20 protein-coding genes, 1 tRNA gene and 1 pseudogene are annotated in these 19,140 nt (G+C 65.5%); 8 read left to right on the forward strand and 14 right to left on the reverse strand.

Annotated features, from left to right (window positions below; translation table 11 throughout):
- Positions 1 to 44: 44 nt before the first annotated feature.
- The gene (locus OHB26_RS28850; RefSeq protein WP_330180405.1) at positions 45 to 1,559 is read left to right on the forward strand and encodes a dihydroorotase; all 1,515 of its coding nucleotides are present in this window, start codon (positions 45 to 47) and stop codon (positions 1,557 to 1,559) included.
- 46 nt (positions 1,560 to 1,605) lie between these two features.
- On the opposite strand, the gene OHB26_RS28855 is transcribed toward OHB26_RS28850, so the two are convergent.
- Positions 1,606 to 1,752 carry a DUF1059 domain-containing protein gene (locus OHB26_RS28855; RefSeq protein ID WP_330180406.1) on the reverse strand — a complete coding sequence of 49 codons (147 nt, stop codon included), beginning with the start codon at positions 1,750 to 1,752 and terminating at the stop codon, positions 1,606 to 1,608.
- A gap of 202 nt (positions 1,753 to 1,954) precedes the next feature.
- Here OHB26_RS28855 and OHB26_RS28860 point away from each other — a divergent pair, with 202 nt between their 5' ends.
- Both OHB26_RS28860 and OHB26_RS28865 read left to right on the forward strand, forming a co-directional pair.
- A complete protein-coding gene (locus OHB26_RS28860) occupies positions 1,955 to 3,307 on the forward strand; it encodes a cytochrome P450 (RefSeq protein ID WP_330180407.1) in 1,353 nt (450 codons plus the stop codon).
- A gap of 39 nt (positions 3,308 to 3,346) precedes the next feature.
- Positions 3,347 to 4,591: a cytochrome P450 gene (locus OHB26_RS28865; RefSeq protein ID WP_330180408.1), complete on the forward strand. Its 1,245-nt coding sequence runs from the start codon at positions 3,347 to 3,349 to the stop codon at positions 4,589 to 4,591.
- Between the two features lie 22 nt (positions 4,592 to 4,613).
- On the opposite strand, the gene OHB26_RS28870 is transcribed toward OHB26_RS28865, so the two are convergent.
- From OHB26_RS28870 to OHB26_RS28880, 3 genes are all read right to left on the reverse strand, one after another.
- On the reverse strand, positions 4,614 to 5,480 hold the full coding sequence (locus OHB26_RS28870) for an alpha/beta fold hydrolase (protein WP_330180409.1): 867 nt from the start codon (positions 5,478 to 5,480) through the stop codon (positions 4,614 to 4,616).
- A gap of 51 nt (positions 5,481 to 5,531) precedes the next feature.
- Positions 5,532 to 6,683, reverse strand: a complete 1,152-nt coding sequence (locus OHB26_RS28875; RefSeq protein ID WP_330180410.1) for an MFS transporter — start codon at positions 6,681 to 6,683, stop codon at positions 5,532 to 5,534.
- A 158-nt stretch (positions 6,684 to 6,841) separates the two neighbouring features.
- The gene (locus OHB26_RS28880) at positions 6,842 to 7,408 is read right to left on the reverse strand and encodes an NADPH-dependent FMN reductase (RefSeq protein ID WP_330180411.1); all 567 of its coding nucleotides are present in this window, start codon (positions 7,406 to 7,408) and stop codon (positions 6,842 to 6,844) included.
- Between the two features lie 253 nt (positions 7,409 to 7,661).
- On the opposite strand from OHB26_RS28880, the gene OHB26_RS28885 reads away from it, so the two are divergent.
- Positions 7,662 to 8,024, forward strand: coding sequence for a hypothetical protein (locus tag OHB26_RS28885; protein ID WP_330180412.1), 363 nt, complete (start codon positions 7,662 to 7,664; stop codon positions 8,022 to 8,024).
- 85 nt (positions 8,025 to 8,109) lie between these two features.
- Here the strand turns inward: OHB26_RS28885 and OHB26_RS28890 are convergent, their stop codons facing one another.
- Together OHB26_RS28890 and OHB26_RS28895 are read right to left on the reverse strand one after the other, a co-directional pair.
- The gene (locus OHB26_RS28890) at positions 8,110 to 9,123 is read right to left on the reverse strand and encodes an AraC family transcriptional regulator (protein ID WP_330180413.1); all 1,014 of its coding nucleotides are present in this window, start codon (positions 9,121 to 9,123) and stop codon (positions 8,110 to 8,112) included.
- A gap of 117 nt (positions 9,124 to 9,240) precedes the next feature.
- Positions 9,241 to 9,447, reverse strand: coding sequence for a CsbD family protein (locus OHB26_RS28895; RefSeq protein ID WP_330180414.1), 207 nt, complete (start codon positions 9,445 to 9,447; stop codon positions 9,241 to 9,243).
- 280 nt (positions 9,448 to 9,727) lie between these two features.
- Between OHB26_RS28895 and OHB26_RS28900 the strand changes: the two genes are divergently transcribed.
- Positions 9,728 to 11,359: an ABC-F family ATP-binding cassette domain-containing protein gene (locus tag OHB26_RS28900; protein WP_330180415.1), complete on the forward strand. Its 1,632-nt coding sequence runs from the start codon at positions 9,728 to 9,730 to the stop codon at positions 11,357 to 11,359.
- A gap of 30 nt (positions 11,360 to 11,389) precedes the next feature.
- On the opposite strand, the pseudogene OHB26_RS28905 reads toward OHB26_RS28900, so the two are convergent.
- A pseudogene (locus OHB26_RS28905) lies at positions 11,390 to 12,115 on the reverse strand (P1 family peptidase); the annotation flags it as partial.
- A 63-nt stretch (positions 12,116 to 12,178) separates the two neighbouring features.
- Positions 12,179 to 13,606, reverse strand: a complete 1,428-nt coding sequence (locus OHB26_RS28910; protein WP_330180416.1) for an RNA-guided endonuclease InsQ/TnpB family protein — start codon at positions 13,604 to 13,606, stop codon at positions 12,179 to 12,181.
- 205 nt (positions 13,607 to 13,811) lie between these two features.
- Here OHB26_RS28910 and OHB26_RS28915 point away from each other — a divergent pair, with 205 nt between their 5' ends.
- Entirely contained in the window at positions 13,812 to 14,732 is a 921-nt protein-coding gene (locus OHB26_RS28915) for an APC family permease (protein ID WP_330180417.1), read from the forward strand.
- An 87-nt stretch (positions 14,733 to 14,819) separates the two neighbouring features.
- Complete coding sequence (locus OHB26_RS28920) at positions 14,820 to 15,071, forward strand: helix-turn-helix domain-containing protein (RefSeq protein ID WP_330180418.1); 252 nt, start codon at positions 14,820 to 14,822, stop codon at positions 15,069 to 15,071.
- Positions 15,072 to 15,180: 109 nt separating this feature from the next.
- Here OHB26_RS28920 and OHB26_RS28925 read toward each other — a convergent pair whose 3' ends face one another.
- The 4 genes from OHB26_RS28925 to OHB26_RS28940 all read right to left on the reverse strand — a co-directional run bounded on the left by OHB26_RS28925 (position 15,181) and on the right by OHB26_RS28940 (position 17,847).
- Positions 15,181 to 16,140 carry a hypothetical protein gene (locus tag OHB26_RS28925; RefSeq protein ID WP_330180419.1) on the reverse strand — a complete coding sequence of 320 codons (960 nt, stop codon included), beginning with the start codon at positions 16,138 to 16,140 and terminating at the stop codon, positions 15,181 to 15,183.
- Between the two features lie 7 nt (positions 16,141 to 16,147).
- Positions 16,148 to 16,609 carry a hypothetical protein gene (locus OHB26_RS28930; RefSeq protein ID WP_330180420.1) on the reverse strand — a complete coding sequence of 154 codons (462 nt, stop codon included), beginning with the start codon at positions 16,607 to 16,609 and terminating at the stop codon, positions 16,148 to 16,150.
- A gap of 170 nt (positions 16,610 to 16,779) precedes the next feature.
- On the reverse strand, positions 16,780 to 17,196 hold the full coding sequence (locus OHB26_RS28935) for an acyl-CoA thioesterase (protein ID WP_330180421.1): 417 nt from the start codon (positions 17,194 to 17,196) through the stop codon (positions 16,780 to 16,782).
- Positions 17,197 to 17,349: 153 nt separating this feature from the next.
- The gene (locus OHB26_RS28940) at positions 17,350 to 17,847 is read right to left on the reverse strand and encodes a cupin domain-containing protein (RefSeq protein WP_442942733.1); all 498 of its coding nucleotides are present in this window, start codon (positions 17,845 to 17,847) and stop codon (positions 17,350 to 17,352) included.
- A 71-nt stretch (positions 17,848 to 17,918) separates the two neighbouring features.
- On the opposite strand from OHB26_RS28940, the gene OHB26_RS28945 reads away from it, so the two are divergent.
- A complete protein-coding gene (locus OHB26_RS28945) occupies positions 17,919 to 18,425 on the forward strand; it encodes a MarR family winged helix-turn-helix transcriptional regulator (RefSeq protein WP_330180422.1) in 507 nt (168 codons plus the stop codon).
- Positions 18,426 to 18,429: 4 nt separating this feature from the next.
- On the opposite strand, the gene OHB26_RS28950 is transcribed toward OHB26_RS28945, so the two are convergent.
- Positions 18,430 to 18,502 (reverse strand) — tRNA-Ala (locus OHB26_RS28950).
- Positions 18,503 to 18,542: 40 nt separating this feature from the next.
- The gene (locus tag OHB26_RS28955; protein WP_330180423.1) at positions 18,543 to 19,109 is read right to left on the reverse strand and encodes a TetR/AcrR family transcriptional regulator; all 567 of its coding nucleotides are present in this window, start codon (positions 19,107 to 19,109) and stop codon (positions 18,543 to 18,545) included.
- Positions 19,110 to 19,140 lie beyond the last annotated feature (31 nt).

A 19,140-nucleotide genomic window follows, 5' to 3' on the forward strand; every position in this document is an offset into this window, starting at 1 on the left:
GACTACCAGCGCATCGTACTGCGATGATCGCACAGTCGGTAAAGATGTTTCGCACAAGGAAACTGGAGAAGGCAGTGGCGGATAACGATCTACTGATCCGGAACGCCCGGGTGGTCCGCCCGGGTGACGCATCGACCGAGATGCCCGATGTGCTGGACATCGCCATTACCGACGGCCGGATCACGCGGGTGGGCGCGGGCATTTCGGCATCCGCGGCCGAGGTCGTCGACGCGGGTGGACTGCTGGCCTTTCCCGGAGTCGTTGACGCCCACCAGCACTGGGGCATCTACGCCGACCTCGGTGATGACACCGAGAGCGAGAGCCGCGCCTGCGCGCAGGGCGGCGTCACCACCTCGCTGAGCTATCTGCGCACCGGGCGCTACTACCTCAATCGCGGTGGCTCCTACCGAGATTTCGTTCCCGAGGCGCTCGACCGGATGGCGGGCCGCTCCTACGTCGACCACGCCCTGCATCTGGCGCCCATGACCCGTGAGCACATTGACGAAATACCGTTCCTGGTAGAGGAATTCGGTATCACCTCGTTCAAGATCTTCATGTTCTACGGCGGCCACGGCCTGCACGGTCGCTCGCACGACCAGGCGGCTTTTCTGATGATCCCGCCCACCGAACGCTACGATCTGGCGCACTTCGAATTCGTCATGCGCGGCCTGCGCCGGGCGCGCGAGCGCTACGGCGAGGTGATCACCCTGTCGCTGCACTGCGAAACCGCCGAAATCATGGCCGCCTATACCGAACTCGTCGAAGCCGACCGCACTTTGACCGGCCTCCGCGCCTACAGTGCCGCACGTCCGGCGCATTCGGAGGGCCTGGCCATTACGGTGGCCTCCTACCTGGCCCACGAAACCGATTTCCCGAATATCAACCTGCTGCACCTGTCCTCGGACAAGGCCGTGGACGCCGCGCTGCGCATGGCATCGGCCTTCCCGCATATCGACTTTCGCCGGGAGGTCACCATCGGCCATCTGCTCGCCGATGTCGACAGCGCGCACGGCATAGGCGGCAAGGTGAATCCGCCACTGCGCGAACGCGCCGACGTCGAAGCCCTCTGGCGGCACCTGCTCGCGGGCGAAATCGATTGGGTGGTCAGCGATCACGCCTGCTGCCGGGCCGAAGAGAAGTTCGGCGACGATCCGGAGGACGTCTTCCTGGCCAAGTCCGGATTCGGCGGTGCCGAATACCTACTCCCGGGCCTGGTCGGCGAGGGTCTCAAACGTGGACTGCCGCTGGGTCGCATAGCCGAGCTGACCTCCGCCGCCCCCGCCCGCCGCTACGGTCTCACCGGCAAAGGATCCCTCGACCCCGGCGCCGACGCCGATATCGTGCTGGTCGATCCGCACGCCCAGTGGACGGTCCGTGCCGCGGACTCCGAATCCGCCCAGGAATACACACCTTTCGAAGGCTTCGAAATGAATGCGCGGGTGACCGACGTCTTTCTGCGCGGTCGCCGAATCGTGCGCGACGGCCATATCCAGGGCACGCCCATCGGTCGCTACCTGCGCCGTGGACCATCCGCGACCGTCACGGACGAACAGGTCTGAGCGCGAGTTCTGCGCGCAAGTTGTGACGGCTGAACCCGCGCGGTCGTCAGTAGGCGATGAAGAGGATTTCGTCGCGGGTGTAGTTGTGGGTCGGATGCTGCTGCGCGAGATGCGCGAGGGTCTGCTCGACCAGGTCGTCCTCGTCGGTGCCCCGGATCTGTTCACCGCAGGGGCAGTTGAGCCGGGTCTTCATGAGTCACCGGGGATACGGGTCATGCTGGGTTCCACTCCTTGTGCGCGTGCGCGTCGTGCTTCGTCCGGACAGCTCTTCGGAATATAGTTCCGGCTTCTGACCGGGCGCAAGAGGTATGCGGGCCTTGTTCTGGACTTCCATTCGTAGTACCGTCCGGACACGTGTCTGGGGTGCCGATGTGGTCGCCCGGAGAGGAATTCCCATGCCATTGGTCAAGCCGCGACGGGTATCGGGCGGCGGCGGTGAACACGGACATCTCGAAGAGTTCCGCACCGATCCGATCGCTCTGATGGGGCGCGTCCGCGCCGAATGCGGGGATGTCGGGTCCTTCGAACTCGCCGGGCGCGATGTGATCCTGCTGTCCGGATCCGAGGCCAACGAATTCTTCTTCCGCGCCAGCGACGAGGATTTGGATCAGGCCGCGGCGTACCCGTTCATGAAGCCGATCTTCGGGGAGGGCGTGGTATTCGACGCCCCGCCGGAGCGGCGCAAGGAGATGCTGCACAACCAGGCCCTGCGCGCGGATCATATGCGCGGGCACGCGGTGACCATCGCGGCCGAGGTGGATCGGATGCTCGCCGGTTGGGGTGACGAGGGTGAGATCGATCTGCTCGCGTTCTTCGCCGAGCTGACGATCTACACGTCCTCGGCCTGTCTGATCGGGCAGAAGTTCCGTGAAGAGCTCGACGGGCGGTTCGCGCATCTGTACCACGAGCTCGAGCAGGGCACCGACGCACTGGCGTACGTGGATCCGTACGCTCCGATCGAGAGCTTCCGCCGACGCGACGAAGCCCGCGTCGCACTGGTGGAGTTGGTGCAGGGGATCATGGACGGCCGGGCGGCGAATCCGCCGTCGGGCAAGGACTCTCGCGACATGCTCGATGTACTGATGTCGGTGCCGGACGAGAACGGTGCGCCGCGATTCTCGGCCAGCGAGATCACCGGCATATTCATCTCGATGATGTTCGCCGGGCACCACACCACCTCGGGGACCGCGGCGTGGACCACTATCGAACTGCTGCGCCACCCCGAGACCCTGGCCACGGTGGTCACCGAGCTGGACCAGCTGTACGCCGACGGTTCCGAGGTCAGTCACAATGCCCTGCGGCAGATTCCGAATCTCGAAGCGGCGCTGAAGGAATCGCTGCGATTACATCCGCCGTTGATCATCCTGATGCGGATCGCGCGCGACGAGTTCGAGGTGTGCGGGCACCGAATCGCCCCCGGTGACATGGTGGCCGCGACACCGGCGATCTCGAACCGCATCCCCGAGGACTTCCCGGAGCCCGACCTGTTCGACCCGAGCCGGTATCTGGATCCGCGCCAGGAGGACATCGTCAACCGCTGGACGTGGATTCCGTTCGGGGCGGGTCGGCATCGCTGTGTCGGTGCGCCCTTCGCGCTCATGCAGTTGAAGGCGATCTTCTCGATCCTGTTGCGGGACTGGGAGTTCGAGCTGGCCCAGCCCTCGGATACCTACCGCAACGATCATTCGAAGATGGTGGTCCAGCTACAACAGCCGTGCCGCGTGCGTTACCGCCGCCGGCAACGGTGATCCACCAGTTCCAGACAGTGCTGTCTTCAGGAGGCTGATTTGTCCGCGCCCTCACTCTCGGCGGGATTCGACTTCACCGATCCCGCGCTGTGGGAAACCCGCAATCCCGTACAGGAATTCGCACACCTGCGCCGCACCGCCCCCGTCTGGTGGAATCCGCAGACCGACGCGCAATCCGGCGGGTTCCACGACGGCGGCTACTGGGTGGTGAGCAAACACGAGGACATCAAAGAGATCTCGCGCAATCCGGGACTGTTCTCCTCACAGCGCAAGGGTTCCATCATCCGACTGCCCGGTGCGGTCACCGCCGAGCAGATCGAACTGACCAGCGCGATCCTGCTGAATATGGATCCGCCCAAACACACCAAGATTCGCCGGATCGTCTCCAAGGGCTTCACCCCGCGCGCGATCGAGGGCCTGCGAGCGGCATTGGCCGAACGGGCCGCCGCGATCGTGCAAGCCGCGAAAGTCTGCGGCAGTGGAGATTTCGTGGAACAGATCGCATGTGAGCTGCCGCTGCAGGCGATCGCGGAGCTGATCGGGGTTCCGCAGGCCGACCGCCGAAAACTGTTCGAGTGGTCGAACCAGATGCTCAACTACGACGACCCCGAATACGGTGACACCGCCAGCACCGACAGCTCCACCCAAGCCTCGGTCGATCTGCTGGGCTACGCCTGGAATATGGCCGAAGACCGTCGCAGGAACCCCCTCGACGATATCGTGAGCCGCCTGGTGCACGCCGATATCGACGGTGAGGCACTGGGTTCGGACGAATTCGGCTTCTTCGTCATCCTGCTGGCGGTCGCGGGCAACGAGACCACGCGCAATGCCATCACGCATGGAATGAAGGCGTTCGTCGACCATCCCGAGCAGTGGGACCTGTATCGGCGCGAGCGCCCGGCCACCGCCCCCGACGAGATCGTGCGCTGGGCCACCCCGGTGACGGTGTTCCAGCGCACCGCCACCGCCGATACCGAACTGGGCGGGCAGCACATCCGGGCGGGTGATCGCGTCGGATTGTTCTACGGCTCAGCCAATTTCGACGAGGATGCCTTCGCCGACCCGTTCACCTTCGATATCCTGCGCGACCCCAATCCGCACCTGGCCTTCGGCGGCACCGGCCCGCACTTCTGTGTGGGGGCCAACCTGGCCCGGCTGGAGATCGATCTGATGTTCAATGCCATCGCCGACGTCCTGCCGGACCTGCGCGAGGTGGCGCCGCCGGAGCGGTTGCGCAACGGCTGGATCAACGGCTTCAAACGCTGGCAGGTCCGCTACACCTGACCCCGCGCCTGTGATTCATGGACTAGCCGAGCTTGCGGGCCAGGAAGTCGCGGATCAGATCGGCGATCTCGGGGCCGTGCGTCTCGAGGGCGAAGTGGCCCGCGTTCAGCAGGTGGAGTTCGGCCTCGGGGAGGTCGCGCAGGAAGGCGCGGGCGCCGTCGGGGCCGAAGATCTCGTCGTGTTCGCCCCAGGTGATCAGTACCGGCGGGCGGTGCTCGGCGAAGTACTTCTGGAAGCCCGGGTAGCCGTCGAGATTGTTCTTGTAGTCGGCGAACAGCTCGAGTTGGATCTCCTTGTTACCCGGTCGATCCAGGTAATGCTGATCCAGGGTCCAGGTGTCCGGGCTGACCCGATGCAGCCGGTCGGCCGGAACACCGTGGGTGTATTGCCATGTGGTGGCGTCGAGTTCGAGAAGCTTGCGGACGGCGGGCTCATGGGTGACGCGGTCGTTGGCGTGCGCGAACAGCACCTCCCAGAACGGGGTGAACCCCTCCGTATAGGCATTGCCGCTCTGGGTGATCAGGGCGCTGACCCGTTCGGGGTTCCGAGCGGCGATCCGCAGGCCGATCGGCGCGCCGTAGTCCTGGATGTACAACGCGAATCGTTCGATCCCGAGGGTGTCGAGCAGTTCCAGGGTGATCTCGGTGAGTTTGTCGAAGGTGTACTCGAACTCGTCCACCGCGGGCATCGCGGACTGCCCGAACCCGATATGGTCCGGTGCGATCAGGTGGTAGTCCGCCGCGAGTGCGGGCAGCAGGTTGCGGAACATGGCCGAGCTGGTCGGAAACCCATGCAGCAGCACGATTGTCGGCTTGGCCGGATCGCCTGCCTCGCGGTAGAAGACGGGCAGACCCTGAATTTCGACGGTGTGATGGGTGACGGTGGTCATGGTGTTCTCTCCGGTTTCGAGTTGTTGTTGTACTGATCGGTGGGATGGGAGTCAGGCCGCGGTGGCGACGAGTTCTTTTGTGCGAGAGGGAATGAGCAGCAGGGCCGCGCCGACGCTGAAGAGCAGGCCGAGTGCGAAATAGCCTCGGTAGCTGTCGGTCAGGGCGTGCATCGAACTGGCCAGGGCCAGTCCCGCGGCGGCGGCGAGTTGGTGGATCACCCAGGCCGGCGACAGCGTGCGGCCCATACGAGCGGGATCGAGCCCGCGCGATACCACCGCCATGGTCAGCGGAACGATCGGGAACGACGCGGCCCCGAACAGCACCGCCACCGCGATCAGCGTGATCGGCGCGGTACTCGAAACCGCCAGCGCGAGTGCGACTATCCGCAGGGCGTAGAGCGCTTGCAGCAGGTGTTCGGCGCGGTATCCGCGCTGTAGTCGGACCATGGCGGCGGAGGTGAGTCCGGCGGCCAGTGCGGCCAAGGCCACCAGCCGGCCCGCGTCCACCACGGACCAGCCCGCCTCGACCGCGTGTTTGGGGAGCATCAGGATCACCACGTACAGGGTCGCCGAATGAAGTCCGAAGGAGATCAGTATCCGGCCTCGCCCGGCGAGTGATTCCGCTTGTCCGGCAACGGTATTGGTGACCGGATCGCTCGGCAGCAACGCCCACAGTATGCCGGTGACGGCCAGCCCGACGGCACCGAGTGCCGCGTAGGTGGCCCGTACGCCGATGGGTTCGAACAGTGCGGTGGCGGCCCACGGCCCGATCAACTGCCCGAGGTTGATGCCGACCGCGGCCCTGGTCAGTGCCGGGCCGACCTGACCGCCGAGCGTTCGTCCGATCAGTGTGGTGACCGTCAGAGTCGACGAGGCCGCGAACCCGATGCCGCCGAGAACCATGTAGGCGGTGACGAATTGCCAGGTCTGGCGTACCAGGGCCAGCGCGAGATAGCTGGCGGAGATGAGCGTGAGCCCGCCGATCAATACCAGCTTGGCCCCGGCGCGGTCGAGGAGTCTGCCGACGAAGGGCTGAGCCACCCCGGTCACGGTGGTCCCGAGTGCCGCGGCCACCGCGAGCGCCGTCGCACTGACCCCGTAGGCGGCGGCGGTCGGTGCGAAGAACACCCCCATGGAGAAGTTCAACCCGAACGAAACCGTCATCGCCGCCAGCCCCGCCCAGGCCACCTGATCGCGCCGCATGCCCATCACTTCCTTACTGTCCGAATGCTTTTGACGAGTGGAAGCGGAGCGGAACGTCAGGATCTCGACGATCCAGGATCGCCCGCTTCTAACCTGTAATCGATATTTCAAAGGTTATATGTGGCGGGATAATTCCCAGCCTCGGAAAATTCTTCGCACTACTTCGCGCGGTCGATCTTGGCGGTGAGGGCGGTGAGCAGGCCCTGGAGCAACTCGACGGTGGTTTCGTCGACCAGGTTGCCGTCGGTGTCGAAACGCTCGTGCGAGCGGAAGGCGATCACCTCCGGCTTGACCACGATCTCGCTCTCGGTCCATACGAAGACCTGCCGCAGCGCGAGTTGGGCACGGACGGAACCGAATTGGGTCGGCGCGGCACCCATGATCGCGACGGGTTTGCGCAGCAGCGGAAGGCCCTCGGTCCGGGTCCAATCGGTGCTGACCCAGTCGATGGCGTTCTTGAGCACACCGGGAATCGAGTAATTGAACTCCGGGGTGGCGATCAACAGCCCGTCCGCCTCGGTGATGCGGCGACGCAGTTCGGTGACGGGTGCGGGCCGGTGGTCCGGGGTGTCGAGATCCTGGTCGTAGGGCGGGATTTCGCGCAATCCGTCATAGATCCGCACCTCGAGTCCGGTGGAGAACTTCTGTGCCGCGCGCAGCAGTGCGGTGTTGTGCGAGTCCGCTCGCAGACTGCCGGAGATGGCGAGGATTCTGTAATTGGTCATGGTGGATGGTCCTGTCCCGCTTGCGGATTCGACTGGAGATTCGCGCTGTTCGGCGCTCTGCCATGAATCTATGGCCGGTTCGATCGCGGGCCGCCGGACACTATGCGCCGCGATCCGGTCCCGCCCCGCCAAAGCAACCGGTTGGCAGCGAATGCGTTGTCGCTCATGCCGGGACGCTGTTCCCAACCGCGGAAACCGGTGGTGCTCGGCGCTACGCTCCGCTGACTTATCGGTCGATCGGATGGTGGCGGTTATGACCTATGACTTCGCCGTATGGGAAGGCGAGCCGCCGTCGGACGGCCCGGCCGCCGGCCGGGAATGCGCGCGCCTGCTGCGGCAATATCTCGAAGAGCGGGAGTTGCCACCCACCGACCGCATGCGCGCGTTCGTGGCCGATCTCAACGGACAGTGGCCTGATACGACCGCTCACCACGACAGCGCCGAAGACGAAAGTCCATGGGCGGACTCGCCATTGATCGACAACGCCAGCGGCCCGTTCATCTACATCGCCACGTTGCCTGCCAGGGCCGATGAGGTGGCGGTCTTCGCCGCCGAGCGCGCCAAGGCATACGGCCTGGTGTGCTTCGATGTGCGTGACAACCGCCTATTGGCTTGAACGCCCGGCCGAATGGGCGGCCGTGCGCGGCTACCGTCTGCTGGCTTGAACACCCGGCCGCAGGGGACGCCGCCGGTTCACGCGCTCACGCTCCGCTGATCACTCCGCGGCGGAAGGCGTCCGGATTGCTGCCGGTCCAGCGGTGGAAGGCGCGCCGCAGGGCACGGGCATCGGTGTAGCCGAGACGGGCCGCGACCGATTGCAGGGGGAGAGCGGTCTCGCGCAGCAGATCCACGGCATGGCGGTGCCGGGCGGCGTCGACCTCGGCACGCCAGCTGGTGCCCTCTTCCTGCAGGCGGCGCTGCAGGGTGCGCGGACTGGTGGCCAAACGGCGCGCCACCTCGGCGAGGTCGAGACCACCCGCCGCCATGGACTGGTGCATGGCGGCGCGGAGCTTGTCATGCCAGGTCGGAGCCGCACGCGCGGCAGCGAGCGTGAGCTCGGCATGGCGACTCAGCAGCGCGCCCAGGCGCGGGTCGGTTCCGGTGGGCAGCGCGCCGACGTCGAGGAAGGTGATTTCGGAGTAGGGCGCGCCGAAATCGATACCGCTGGTGCCGAATTCGTCCACCAGATAGCCGCGCCCCGGTCCGGGCGGCTGGGTCAATCTGACTCGAACCGGTACGACCTGCTGTCCGACGGCGGTGCGCACTCGTCGCAGCATGACCGCGAGCACGAAGACCTCGACCGGAGCCAGCACCGCCTCGGGTTCCACGGCTACCGCACAGCGGATCGTGAGCAGGCCACCGTCCTCGATCACCTCCCAGCCGACGCCCGGATCGGTGACCACCGCACGCAACTCCATCGCCGTGCGCAAACTCTCGGCGAGCGTGGGCCGACTGGAGAACAGGTAGTCCCACACATGCAGTCCGTCCCGATCGGCCTGCTCGGCCGCGAGGAGACCGGCACGAGCGCCCGCGCGGATATCAATCAATTCCCACATCCGCCAGACCGATTCGGTCGGCACCCGCAACAGATCATCATCGAAGGTGGCCGGATCCAGCCCCGATGAATGCGCCAGATGCACGGGCGACACACCGATCTGGCGGGCGGCCCCCCAGATCAGTGCGGCGGTCCGCGCAGGGATGGTGTCGTCGATCACCGCGGCAGCATAGGTGAGAATTCAGCGCGACCACGGACACCGGCGCGACGATTCGCTGAGCGCGAACGGCCGCCGGGTTCGATGCCCCGGCGGCCGCTGGAAATCCTGGCGCGTCGGCTAGTGCTTGAAGGCGTTCTTCACCTTGTCGACGCCTTCTTCGACGGCGTCTTTGACGTTCTCCATCGCGCCCTTGAGCCCGGATTCGACCTGATCGGCCTTGCCCTCCGCGCGGAGGTTGTCATCGTCGGTCAGATTCCCGGCGGCTTCCTTGGCTTTGCCGCCCAGCTCCTCGGCCTTGTTGCTGATCTTGTCACTCAGAGACATGGAACCCTCCGAATCGATCGATCGCACCCGACGGTCGGGCCAAGACCCACCGTACAGTTACTTCCCGGTTAATGACGGGGCTCCGGTTCGGGGGCCGGTCGAGCGCCCGATCCTCGCGGGAGCCGTACCAACTCGGTCGTTTCCGGTGGTGCGACGCGATGTGACAGCCCTGACCGTGGGGTTCGGCGGGGTAGCGGGTAAAATCGGTGGTTCTTGTGTGTCGTGATGGCCCACAATCGAGCAGTTATCCGTCAGCACACCCACGCACGAGGAGACGTTTGTGATCACCGCGACCGACCTGGAGGTCCGGGCCGGAGTCCGCACCCTGTTGACGGCGCCCGGTTCGGCGCTGCGGGTGCAGGCCGGTGATCGCATCGGTTTGGTCGGGCGCAACGGCGCCGGTAAGACCACCACGCTGCGAATTCTGGCCGGCGAGGGAGAACCTTACGCGGGCAAGGTGATTCGGTCCGGGGATTTGGGGTATTTGCCGCAGGATCCGCGTGAGGGCAACCTCGATGTGCTCGGGCGGGACCGGGTGCTGTCGGCGCGTGGCCTGGACACGCTGATCCGCGATATGGAGAAGCAGCAGACCATCATGGCCGAGGTGGCCGACGACAACGCCCGCGATAAGGCCGTTCGTAAGTACGGCCAGCTCGAGGACCGGTTCTCGGCGCTCGGCGGATACGTCGCCGAGAGCGAGGCGGCGCGGATCTGCAGCAGCCTCGGACTGCCGGACCGGGTGCTCGCCCAGCCGCTGCGCACCCTCTCCGGCGGTCAGCGTCGTCGAATCGAATTGGCGCGCATCCTGTTCGCCGCCTCCGACGGCAGCGGCGGCAAGTCCGACACCACCCTGCTGCTGGACGAGCCCACCAACCACCTCGACGCCGACTCCATCACCTGGCTGCGCGGCTTCCTGCAGAACCACGAGGGCGGGCTCATCGTCATCTCCCACGATGTCGAACTGCTCGGCGACGTGGTCAACAAGGTCTGGTTCCTCGACGCCGTGCGCGGCGAGGCCGATATCTACAACATGGGCTGGAAGAAGTACCTCGACGCCCGCGCCACCGACGAACAGCGCCGCCGCCGCGAACGCGCCAATGCCGAGAAGAAGGCCAGCGCGCTCAAGCAGCAGGCCGCCAAACTCGGCGCCAAGGCCACCAAAGCCGCTGCCGCACACCAGATGATCAAGCGCGCCGAACGCATGCTGTCCGAGGTCGACGAGTTGCGCGTGGCCGACCGGGTCGCCCGCATCAAGTTCCCCAACCCGGCGACCTGCGGCAAGACCCCGCTCATGGCCGAGAACCTGACCAAGATGTACGGGTCACTGGAGATCTTCGCGGGCGTGGACCTGGCCATCGACCGGGGTAGTCGCGTGGTCATCCTCGGCCTCAACGGCGCGGGTAAGACCACCCTGCTGCGCCTGCTCGCCGGAGCCGAACAGCCCACCGCGGGCAACCTGGTCCCCGGCCACGGCCTCAAGGTCGGCTACTTCGCCCAGGAGCACGACACCCTCGACGACAATGCCAGCGTCTGGGAGAACATCCGGCACGCCGCACCCGACGCGGGCGAACAGGACCTCCGCGGACTGCTCGGCGCGTTCATGTTCTCCGGCCCGCAGCTGGAGCAGCCCGCAGGCACGCTCTCGGGTGGTGAGAAGACCCGTCTGGCGCTGGCCGGTCTGGTCTCCTCCGCCGCCAACGTGCTGCTGCTGGACGAGCCGACCAACAACCTCGACCCGATCTCGCGTGAGCAGGTCCTGGACGCGCTGCGCAGCTATGCGGGCGCGGTCGTGCTGGTCACCCACGATCCGGGCGCGGCCGAGGCGCTCAACCCCGAGCGGGTCATCATGCTGCCCGACGGCACCGAGGACCACTGGTCGCAGGAGTACCTGGAGCTCATCCAGCTCGCCTGATGCGAACCGGCGCTGACTGTCGAATGGCAGTCAGTGCCGTTCCGCCAGCAGCTTTTTCAGCTGATCGTGCGGGAGCGCGGGGGAGAAGTGCCCATCGCGGCCGGTCATATCGGTATTCACGATGAGCGCGTTCAACACCGCCTCCTCGACCGCGTCCACCACGGCGGCATAGCACCGATCCATCCGATTCCACGGCAGCCGCGTCGTGGTGATCAGCTCATCGGCACTCGGATCCCCCACGGGGAAACCGGTTTCCGCGGGCCGGTCAGCGGCGGTGGAGAAGGCCAGGAACAGATCACCGGAGAACAGGCTGCCGGTGGTTCCGGTGCGGCCCAAGCCGAATGGCACACGGCGCGCCATGGCCGTGCATTGCAGCGGCTGCAAAGGTGCGTCGGTCGCCACGATCACGATCACCGAACCCGCACCACCCGGAGCGGCGGGCGAGCGATCCGGCGCGGTACCCCACGCGGTGGACTCCTGCGGATTGCCGACGGTGAGCTGCGATCCGATACGCCGCCCGGCGACCGTGAGTTCATGGCGCGAACCGAAATTCGCCTGCGCGAACACTCCGACCGTGTACTGCCGCGACCCGAACTCGACCAGGCGTGACGCGGTCCCGCTGCCACCCTTGAACGCATAGCAGTTCATCCCGGACCCGCCACCCACCGAACCCTCTTGCAGCGGACCGGTTTCCGCCGCGTCCAGGGCCTGCGCCACGATCTCCGGCGTCACGTGACCGCCGTTGACGTCGTTGACAACCTGCCGAAAAACCTGTGGTTCCGGGTTTGTTCAACAGCGCCCTTCTCGGGCGTCCCACGCTCACACCGGTACTGGATGAGCATCGGTTCCCGCGTCTACCGGGCTGGTTTCACCGGCACCCAGAGGATGTCGGTCAGCGCCGTCCCGTCGGCGAGCATTGATGACCCGGCCCCCTGCTGGGAGGTCCGGGGATCGTGAAAGGTTCTGCTGAGTTGTTGGCCATCGCGCGAGGTTGATCGCCGCGTTCAAGTCACGGTCGGCCCGGAACCCACACGCACAGGCGAAGGTTCGATCCGCCAACGCTAGACCGGGATTGACGGTGCCGCACGCCGAGCACCGCTTACTCGACGGGAACCAGCGATCGGCGATTACGACGGTGCCGGTACGCCAGCTCTGCTTGTAGCGCAACAGCCGGGCGAAGTCTGCCCAGCCGACGTCACTGATGGCACGCGCGAGGTGGTGATTGCCTAGCATCCCCGCCACGTTGAGGTCCTCGATGACGAGCCGACCGTGGGTTTTGACCAGCGCGTTGGTGACCTGATGCAAAAAATGACGGCGAACATTGGCGGTCTTGTTGTGGTGGCGGGCGAGTCTCGCGACGGCGTCGGCCCGGTTGCGTGATCCTTTCTGCTTGCGAGACACCGCTTTCGACAACCGACGCTGCCGGGCGATCTGGGCGGCGAGGGGTTTGGGTGCGGCGAGGCGGGCCAGTTCGGTGCCGTCGGCGGTGGCCGCGACCACAAACGCCGACAATCCCCGATCCAATCCCACCCATCCCTCCTCGTCGCCGGAGTCGCGGCGCGGGTGGTGGTTGATGGGATGCAGGTCGGCGGCTTCGGTGGCTACGCTGATCCGCCACTGTCCCGCATGCTCGGACACGGTGGCGTAGAGGATCTTTGCGCGTCCGCCGGTGAGCATACGACGCAGGCTGCGGGTGTTCTCGCATACTCGGAGCGCCCCGAGACCGGGCAAGGTGACCGACCGTGCCACACCAGCGTCACCCACCCGGATCGTCGATTGTCCGCTCTTGGTGCGTTTGTTGCGTAGCCGGAATGCAGGGGTGCCGCGGTTCTTTTTCTTGAATCGAGGAAACCCGACCCGTTGACCCTTGCGCTTGCCCTTACGAGACTCGGACCACGCCGCCAGGGCGCGGCCGCAGTCGACGGCGGCCTCCTCGAATACCTGCTGGCATACCTCAGTCCGCCACTCCAACCCGGTTACCTCGACCTCGGCGACACCGCCCGGGCTGACCGCGAATACCCGCCCGGCGGCCTCGGTCTTCTTCCAAGTGTTGAATTCGTTGATCAGACTGAACCTGGTCCATGGCACTGGATGCCCTGGGTTGGTAGTGCGGTGGGCGAGAGCCGTTTTCACCATGTGCAGGCATTGGTTGAATGCGAATCGTGCGGCGCCCGCGTGCCGGGCCAGCACGGTGCGTTGCTCGACCGTGAGGTCGAGCCGGTAGCGGAAGGTGGTGTGCCTGCTCATTATCGGCAAGTGTGACACAGGCCACCGACAGCAATTGGGTACCGCCGTCGCTGGTATCGGTTGCGCGCGAACCAAACCCGGCCAAATGTGAAAATTGTCGTGGTTTTGAACGATCAGTTCTTGGGTGCGGACCTGGCTCGCTACCTCGTCCCTACACGCGGTGCTGATCAGTTCGTCATTGCCGTTGAGTTCAAACCGCCCCGTCGTGGCCGCTCCTACTGAGCGTTCGCGCAGAATCGCGGCCATCGCGGTGCTGGTGGTGCTCGGCTTCACCCATGTGGAACGTGGTCCGTCCGAATGGTTTCGGACGATGACCGCGACATCGGACGGGCTCGGCCACCTCGGGTCGGGCGATCTCGTACCGCTGATTCCGGTGGCGCTGTTCGCTTTCAACGGTTACGGGGCGGCGGTGTACTACGCGGAGGAGACCAAGAACGCCTCGCGCACCATCGGGCGCGTCATCATGGTGTGTCTCGCGGCGACCGTGGTCATCGAAATCCTGCCCCTGGCCGCAGTGGTGCTCGGCGCGCCGTCGATGGACGATTTGCTCAACAGCGCGGCCCCGATGAACTACTTCCTCACCGCGCGGGGCGGACCCGCGGTGCGGGCATTCGTGAGTGTCGGCATCGCGATCGCCATCGTCAACGCGGTGATCGCGATCATTCTTCCGATCTCGCGGTTGCTCTTCGCCTCGGCGCGCGATCGCAGCTGGCCCGATCCGATCGATCGATTGCTGAGCGGGGTGCACGCGCGCTGGCATACGCCCGTGGCGGCCACCATCCTGACCGGTGCGATTGCCGCGATCGCCGCTGCCACACTGCCTTTGAGTTGGTTGATCACCGCGACCGGAGCCGGATTGATCCTGGTTTACCTGTTTGTCGCGATTGCCGCGCTGCGGGTGCGCCGCGAATCGCCCACGGGGAGCTACCGAATGCCGCTGTGGCCGTTACCGCCGCTGCTGGTGATCGCGGTAATGGTTTATGCGGCTTACAGTTTGGGTCGCGATTCGGTCTCGCAACTGATCGTCGCCGTGGTCACGCTGGCGCTCGGATCCGCCTACTACCTGATCTTTCTCCGTCCGCGGACGGATCGATGGGCCCTGCCGGAGCCGATCTCCGAGCCATGAGGTGACTCCGATCACACGGATTCATTGATCACAGCCGTCCGAGTCTCTAACCTTGAGTGAGGCGCCCACGGCGACTCGGAGGAAGTCATGAGTGACAGGCCCGCACAGGGTAAAGCCGTATTGGGTAAAGGCACACGCGTGACGGGAAAGTCGCGAGACCGCCTGCAAACCCAGCTCAAGAAGCAGTATGAAGCCGGAGCCAGCATTCGATCGCTGGCGCGAGATACCGGCCGCTCATACGGTTTCATCCACAATGTGCTGGTGGAGTCGCATGTGCAACTCCGCAGCCGCGGTGGTGCGAACCGCCGCAAGGCGGGGGCCAAGGCCGGGAGCAAGTAGCCGACCGGGAGATCGCAGTGGGTCGACGGTGAAAACCGTTCGACCACTTGCGATGCCGCGCGGCCGCCGAACGATGTGATGCGGCCGCTGGTCGGCTACGGCGCCGTCGCTAGCCGGAGACCGTACCGTCGCCCAGTACCAGCAGATTGGCCAGACTCTCGAAGATCGGCAGACCGGTCTTGATTTCGAGATAGGCGAACTGCCCCTGCGGGTTCACCTCGAGGAACCAGATTTCGCCATCGCGGCCGATCCGCAGATCCAGCACGCCGAAGGCGAGTCCGAGTGCGCCCATGAGCGTGGTCAGCGATTTGCTCACCGAGGCGGGCAGGCGATCCCGGGTGAAGGCCACCGAGGTGTCCAGGCGCGAATCCACCCGTCCCACACCGGCTTGCGAATCGATCCGCACCACCCACTCGATTCCGTCCACCCAGACGATGCGCAGATCGCACTCGGCGTGGATGTAGTCCTGGAAAATGGTGGGGGAGTTTCGGATTCCCGGCAGCAGATCGATATCGGCCGGGGTCACTATGCGCGTCTCGGTGAACGCGCCGCGCCCGGTACCGGTGCGCTTGAAAACCACCGGCCCGGGCCGCGATTCGATGAACGAGCGGGCCTCGTCGGCATCATTGGTGATGAGCGTCTCGGGCACCGCGAAGCCGGCGCGATAGGCCGTCTCCAATTGCACGAGTTTACGATTCGCGGTGCGATCTGCACCCGGATCGTTCACCCACAGCGCGGGCATGGACCACAGCAGACCCTGCAGGAAGCCGTCGCATTCGGCCTGCCGGTAGTCGTCGTCCTCGCTGCGCATACTGCCCGGTACCAGGGTCGGATGCGGGCGTCGCCACCACACCGAGGAGACCGCGTCGAGTCCGAGAATATGGGAGAGGCTGCGTGAGGTGCCGTCCCGGCTGACCCGGAAAGTGCCGTTCTCACGCGGGAAGTCACGCATATCGAGCCGAATCGGACTGAGCGCGTGGTGTTTACGGAGCGTGGCGGCGAGCGCATCGCCGTGCAGGTCGTCGGCCTCGGTGACAACGAGCACCGAACCCATTGAGCGGGCGGACATCTGAGCGTCAGTCGAGACTGTCGGCGGCGATGCCGTCGTCACTGCCGCGCAGCGAACGGGTCTGCACGCAGGTCATGGTGGCACCGGCGACCCCCGGATTCGGGGTGAGCTCCAGGCCGCGAGCCCAGACCTCGGTGAGCGCGGCCAACTCGTCGTCACCGCGGGCGGGGGAGTAGTCCTGCGGAATCGTCGGCGGTCGCTCGGTGAGTTCGATACGGCGGCGCTGCGTGAAATCCGCTGTGGCGCCGTTGCGTACGCGCACGAATACCGGGCGGCCCTCGCAGATTCCCTGCGCAGCCGCAACTTCCCTTTCGGTCAGGTCCAGAACATCCGCGCGATTGAGCGTCCAGGTGCCGTCGGTGACGCGCACGCTGATATGCCGATCGGTGGATGCTATGAGATAGCCAGATAGTGGCGGCGCGGTAGCGTCTATATGCGCTGACGCGAGGTGATGGAGGGCGCCGGTCATGCTTAACTCCGATCTGCTCGGGATTTGCTGCGGGGCCGAGCTTGATCTGAATCATATCCCGCATACGCGCTCGTTCGGTTCGCAACGAAATATTTCCAACGCTCCGGCAAACCCTACCGAGGCGTCGGAAACCGCTCAGCCTGAGACTTTTTCGCTACACCGCGCGCAAATCAGAGTCCGAGTACGTCGGGCGCTTCGGCGAGTCTTCGTAATGCCGCACCCGGATCGGCGACGAGCTTGCGAGCCTTCAGATCCATCACCCCCGCGGTCACGGTGAGCTCGGCCGATACCGTGCCATCCAGCTTCCGGATCTCCTGACGCATCCGGAATACCTTGCCACCGGCCCATTCGAATTCGCAGCTCACGGTCACTTCATCGCCCAGATGCAGCTCGCGGAAGTACTTGATGTTGTTCTCCAGCACCACCGGACCGATCCCGGAGGCGACCAGCTTCTCGCCCGGCGTACCCGCCGCCTTCAGCATCTCCCACCGCGCGTGCTCCGCGTACTGCAGGTATACGGCCTGATTGAGATGACCGTTGATGTCGAGTTCATAGCCGCGCACGGTGATCGGAACGGAGAATGGCATGAACCGAACAACCCCGGCAATCGCACTCGCATTCCGGAAATTCAGTGGTCTGCGGCACAATCCGGCGACTGCCGGGCTACCCGCGGCTCGGCTCGCCGCGGGGGTATTGCCGCAGGTTGGCGCGGTGGGAATCACGCGCGGCCGGTGGGGCGGTCAGCGCCGGTTGGCATTGCGCTCGGCCCACCAGTCCGGGCGGTCGACGAAGTGGTTGTCGTACTCCTCCTGGGCCTTGGTCAGCTCCTCGAAGCTGGATTCGCCCTTGGCAATCCGATCCAGGAGGCGGAAGTACTCGAAACGCTCCACGCCCGGCATGAGCGCGATCATGATGCGGGCCCCGCTGTCCGGCGTCGCGCCGAAGGCGTGCGGCATCAATTTGGGAACCACGACCGATCCGCCCGCCGCGACGGTGACGATGCGATCGCCCGCGAGGAACTGAAGCTCACCTTCGGCGACGTAGAACAGCTCGTCGGAACGGGTGTGGAAGTGCGGGGCCGCGCCATCCGCGCCCTGCCGCATGGTGACCTCGAGGGTGCTGACCGAACCGCCGGTCTCATTCGCGTCGAGCAGCAGGCGCATGGTGACGTTCTCGTTGCCCAGGGTTTCGGCCTCATGCGGCTGGCGGAGGGCGACGGGGCGGGAAGGGCTGTTCATGGCAAGCTCCGAATTATTCGATGGGTTATAGTTCGCTATCGAACTATATAGGAGCGAATAGAATGCTGTCCATGGGTGAAGCGAAATCCGATGCGGTCGACACCATCACCGCGCAGTGGCATCACGAGCGACCGGACCTGAACCTGGAGGCCATGGCCATAATCGGCCGTCTCGGCCGGCTGTCCGTCGTGGCCGGACGGCAGATCGAAGAGGTCTTCGCCGCACACGGACTCCAGCGCGGCGAGTTCGATGTGGTTGCGGCACTACGCCGTTCGGGAGCGCCCTATGAGCTCAATCCCTCGGTACTGGCCGATACCCTCATGCTCTCGCGGGCGGGTATGACCGGTCGCCTGGACCGGCTGGAGAAGGCGGGACTGGTGTGCCGGATCGCCGATGCGGGGGACCGCCGCGCGGTGCGCGTGGCGCTCACCGATCGCGGACTGGAGCTGATCGACCAGCTGATCACCGAGCACGTGGAGAACGAAACCCGCATTCTCTCGGTGCTTTCCGCGAAGGATCGCAAGGATCTGGACCGGATCACCCGGCTGCTGCTCGCGGATCTGGAGCGTGGCGAATGAGGGGCCATGACGGCGGGAATCGAACCCGCGACCTTCCACATGCAGTACGGACGCTCGACCTGCTGAGCTACATCATGGCCGCACAGAACCTAGCACTCGCCGAGTTCGGACGTCGCGTCAATTCGGGCGTCGGATAGAGGCTTCCACCACATCGAGCACGGCCGAGAGGTTGTCGTTGGCGTGCCCCGAGGCGATGCGGGCGATCAAACCGTCGAGTACGAGGTCGAGATAACCGAGCAGCACGGTGGTGGGCACATCGTCGCGCAGCGCGCCCTCGGCCTTGCGGCGTTCCAGGCGGGCGACGGTCGCCGCGGTCAGTTCGACCGAGCGCTCCTCCCAATTGCGCCGGAATTCGGGATCGTTGCGCAGGCGGCGCGCGATCTCCAAACGTGTTCCGAGCCAGTCGAAATCCTCCGGGCGCGCGAGCATATCGCGCATCACCTGGATCAAGCCCTGGTTCGCGGCGACCTCGGCCATCCGGCCGGCGTCCTCCTGTGCCAGAGCCAGGAACAGGGCGTCCTTATCGCGGAAGTGATGGAAGATCGCGCCCCGCGACAGACCGGTCGCTTCTTCCAGGCGACGCACGGTCGCGCCCTCGTAGCCGTACTCGGCGAAGCAACTGCGGGCCCCGTCCAGAATCTGGCTGCGGCGCGCGGCGAGGTGGTCGTCACTGACCTTGGGCATGGACTCCTCCGAAACGGGATGTGCGGGATCT

It is taken from the genome of Nocardia sp. NBC_01503 (assembly GCF_036327755.1).
Classification (GTDB): domain Bacteria; phylum Actinomycetota; class Actinomycetes; order Mycobacteriales; family Mycobacteriaceae; genus Nocardia.

Bases quoted from the DNA above. Each gene is read 5' to 3' on its own strand.
- OHB26_RS28850 (WP_330180405.1), top strand. From the start codon at position 45: ATGTTTCGCACAAGGAAACTGGAGAAGGCAGTGGCGGATAACGATCTA.
- OHB26_RS28855 (WP_330180406.1), bottom strand. From the start codon at position 1,752: ATGAAGACCCGGCTCAACTGCCCCTGCGGTGAACAGATCCGGGGCACC.
- OHB26_RS28860 (WP_330180407.1), top strand. From the start codon at position 1,955: ATGCCATTGGTCAAGCCGCGACGGGTATCGGGCGGCGGCGGTGAACAC.
- OHB26_RS28870 (WP_330180409.1), bottom strand. From the start codon at position 5,480: ATGACCACCGTCACCCATCACACCGTCGAAATTCAGGGTCTGCCCGTC.
- OHB26_RS28875 (WP_330180410.1), bottom strand. From the start codon at position 6,683: ATGCGGCGCGATCAGGTGGCCTGGGCGGGGCTGGCGGCGATGACGGTT.
- OHB26_RS28880 (WP_330180411.1), bottom strand. From the start codon at position 7,408: ATGACCAATTACAGAATCCTCGCCATCTCCGGCAGTCTGCGAGCGGAC.
- OHB26_RS28885 (WP_330180412.1), top strand. From the start codon at position 7,662: ATGACCTATGACTTCGCCGTATGGGAAGGCGAGCCGCCGTCGGACGGC.
- OHB26_RS28895 (WP_330180414.1), bottom strand. From the start codon at position 9,447: ATGTCTCTGAGTGACAAGATCAGCAACAAGGCCGAGGAGCTGGGCGGC.
- OHB26_RS28910 (WP_330180416.1), bottom strand. From the start codon at position 13,606: ATGAGCAGGCACACCACCTTCCGCTACCGGCTCGACCTCACGGTCGAG.
- OHB26_RS28920 (WP_330180418.1), top strand. From the start codon at position 14,820: ATGAGTGACAGGCCCGCACAGGGTAAAGCCGTATTGGGTAAAGGCACA.
- OHB26_RS28925 (WP_330180419.1), bottom strand. From the start codon at position 16,140: ATGTCCGCCCGCTCAATGGGTTCGGTGCTCGTTGTCACCGAGGCCGAC.
- OHB26_RS28930 (WP_330180420.1), bottom strand. From the start codon at position 16,609: ATGACCGGCGCCCTCCATCACCTCGCGTCAGCGCATATAGACGCTACC.
- OHB26_RS28935 (WP_330180421.1), bottom strand. From the start codon at position 17,196: ATGCCATTCTCCGTTCCGATCACCGTGCGCGGCTATGAACTCGACATC.
- OHB26_RS28940 (WP_442942733.1), bottom strand. From the start codon at position 17,847: ATGAACAGCCCTTCCCGCCCCGTCGCCCTCCGCCAGCCGCATGAGGCC.
- OHB26_RS28945 (WP_330180422.1), top strand. From the start codon at position 17,919: ATGGGTGAAGCGAAATCCGATGCGGTCGACACCATCACCGCGCAGTGG.
- OHB26_RS28955 (WP_330180423.1), bottom strand. From the start codon at position 19,109: ATGCCCAAGGTCAGTGACGACCACCTCGCCGCGCGCCGCAGCCAGATT.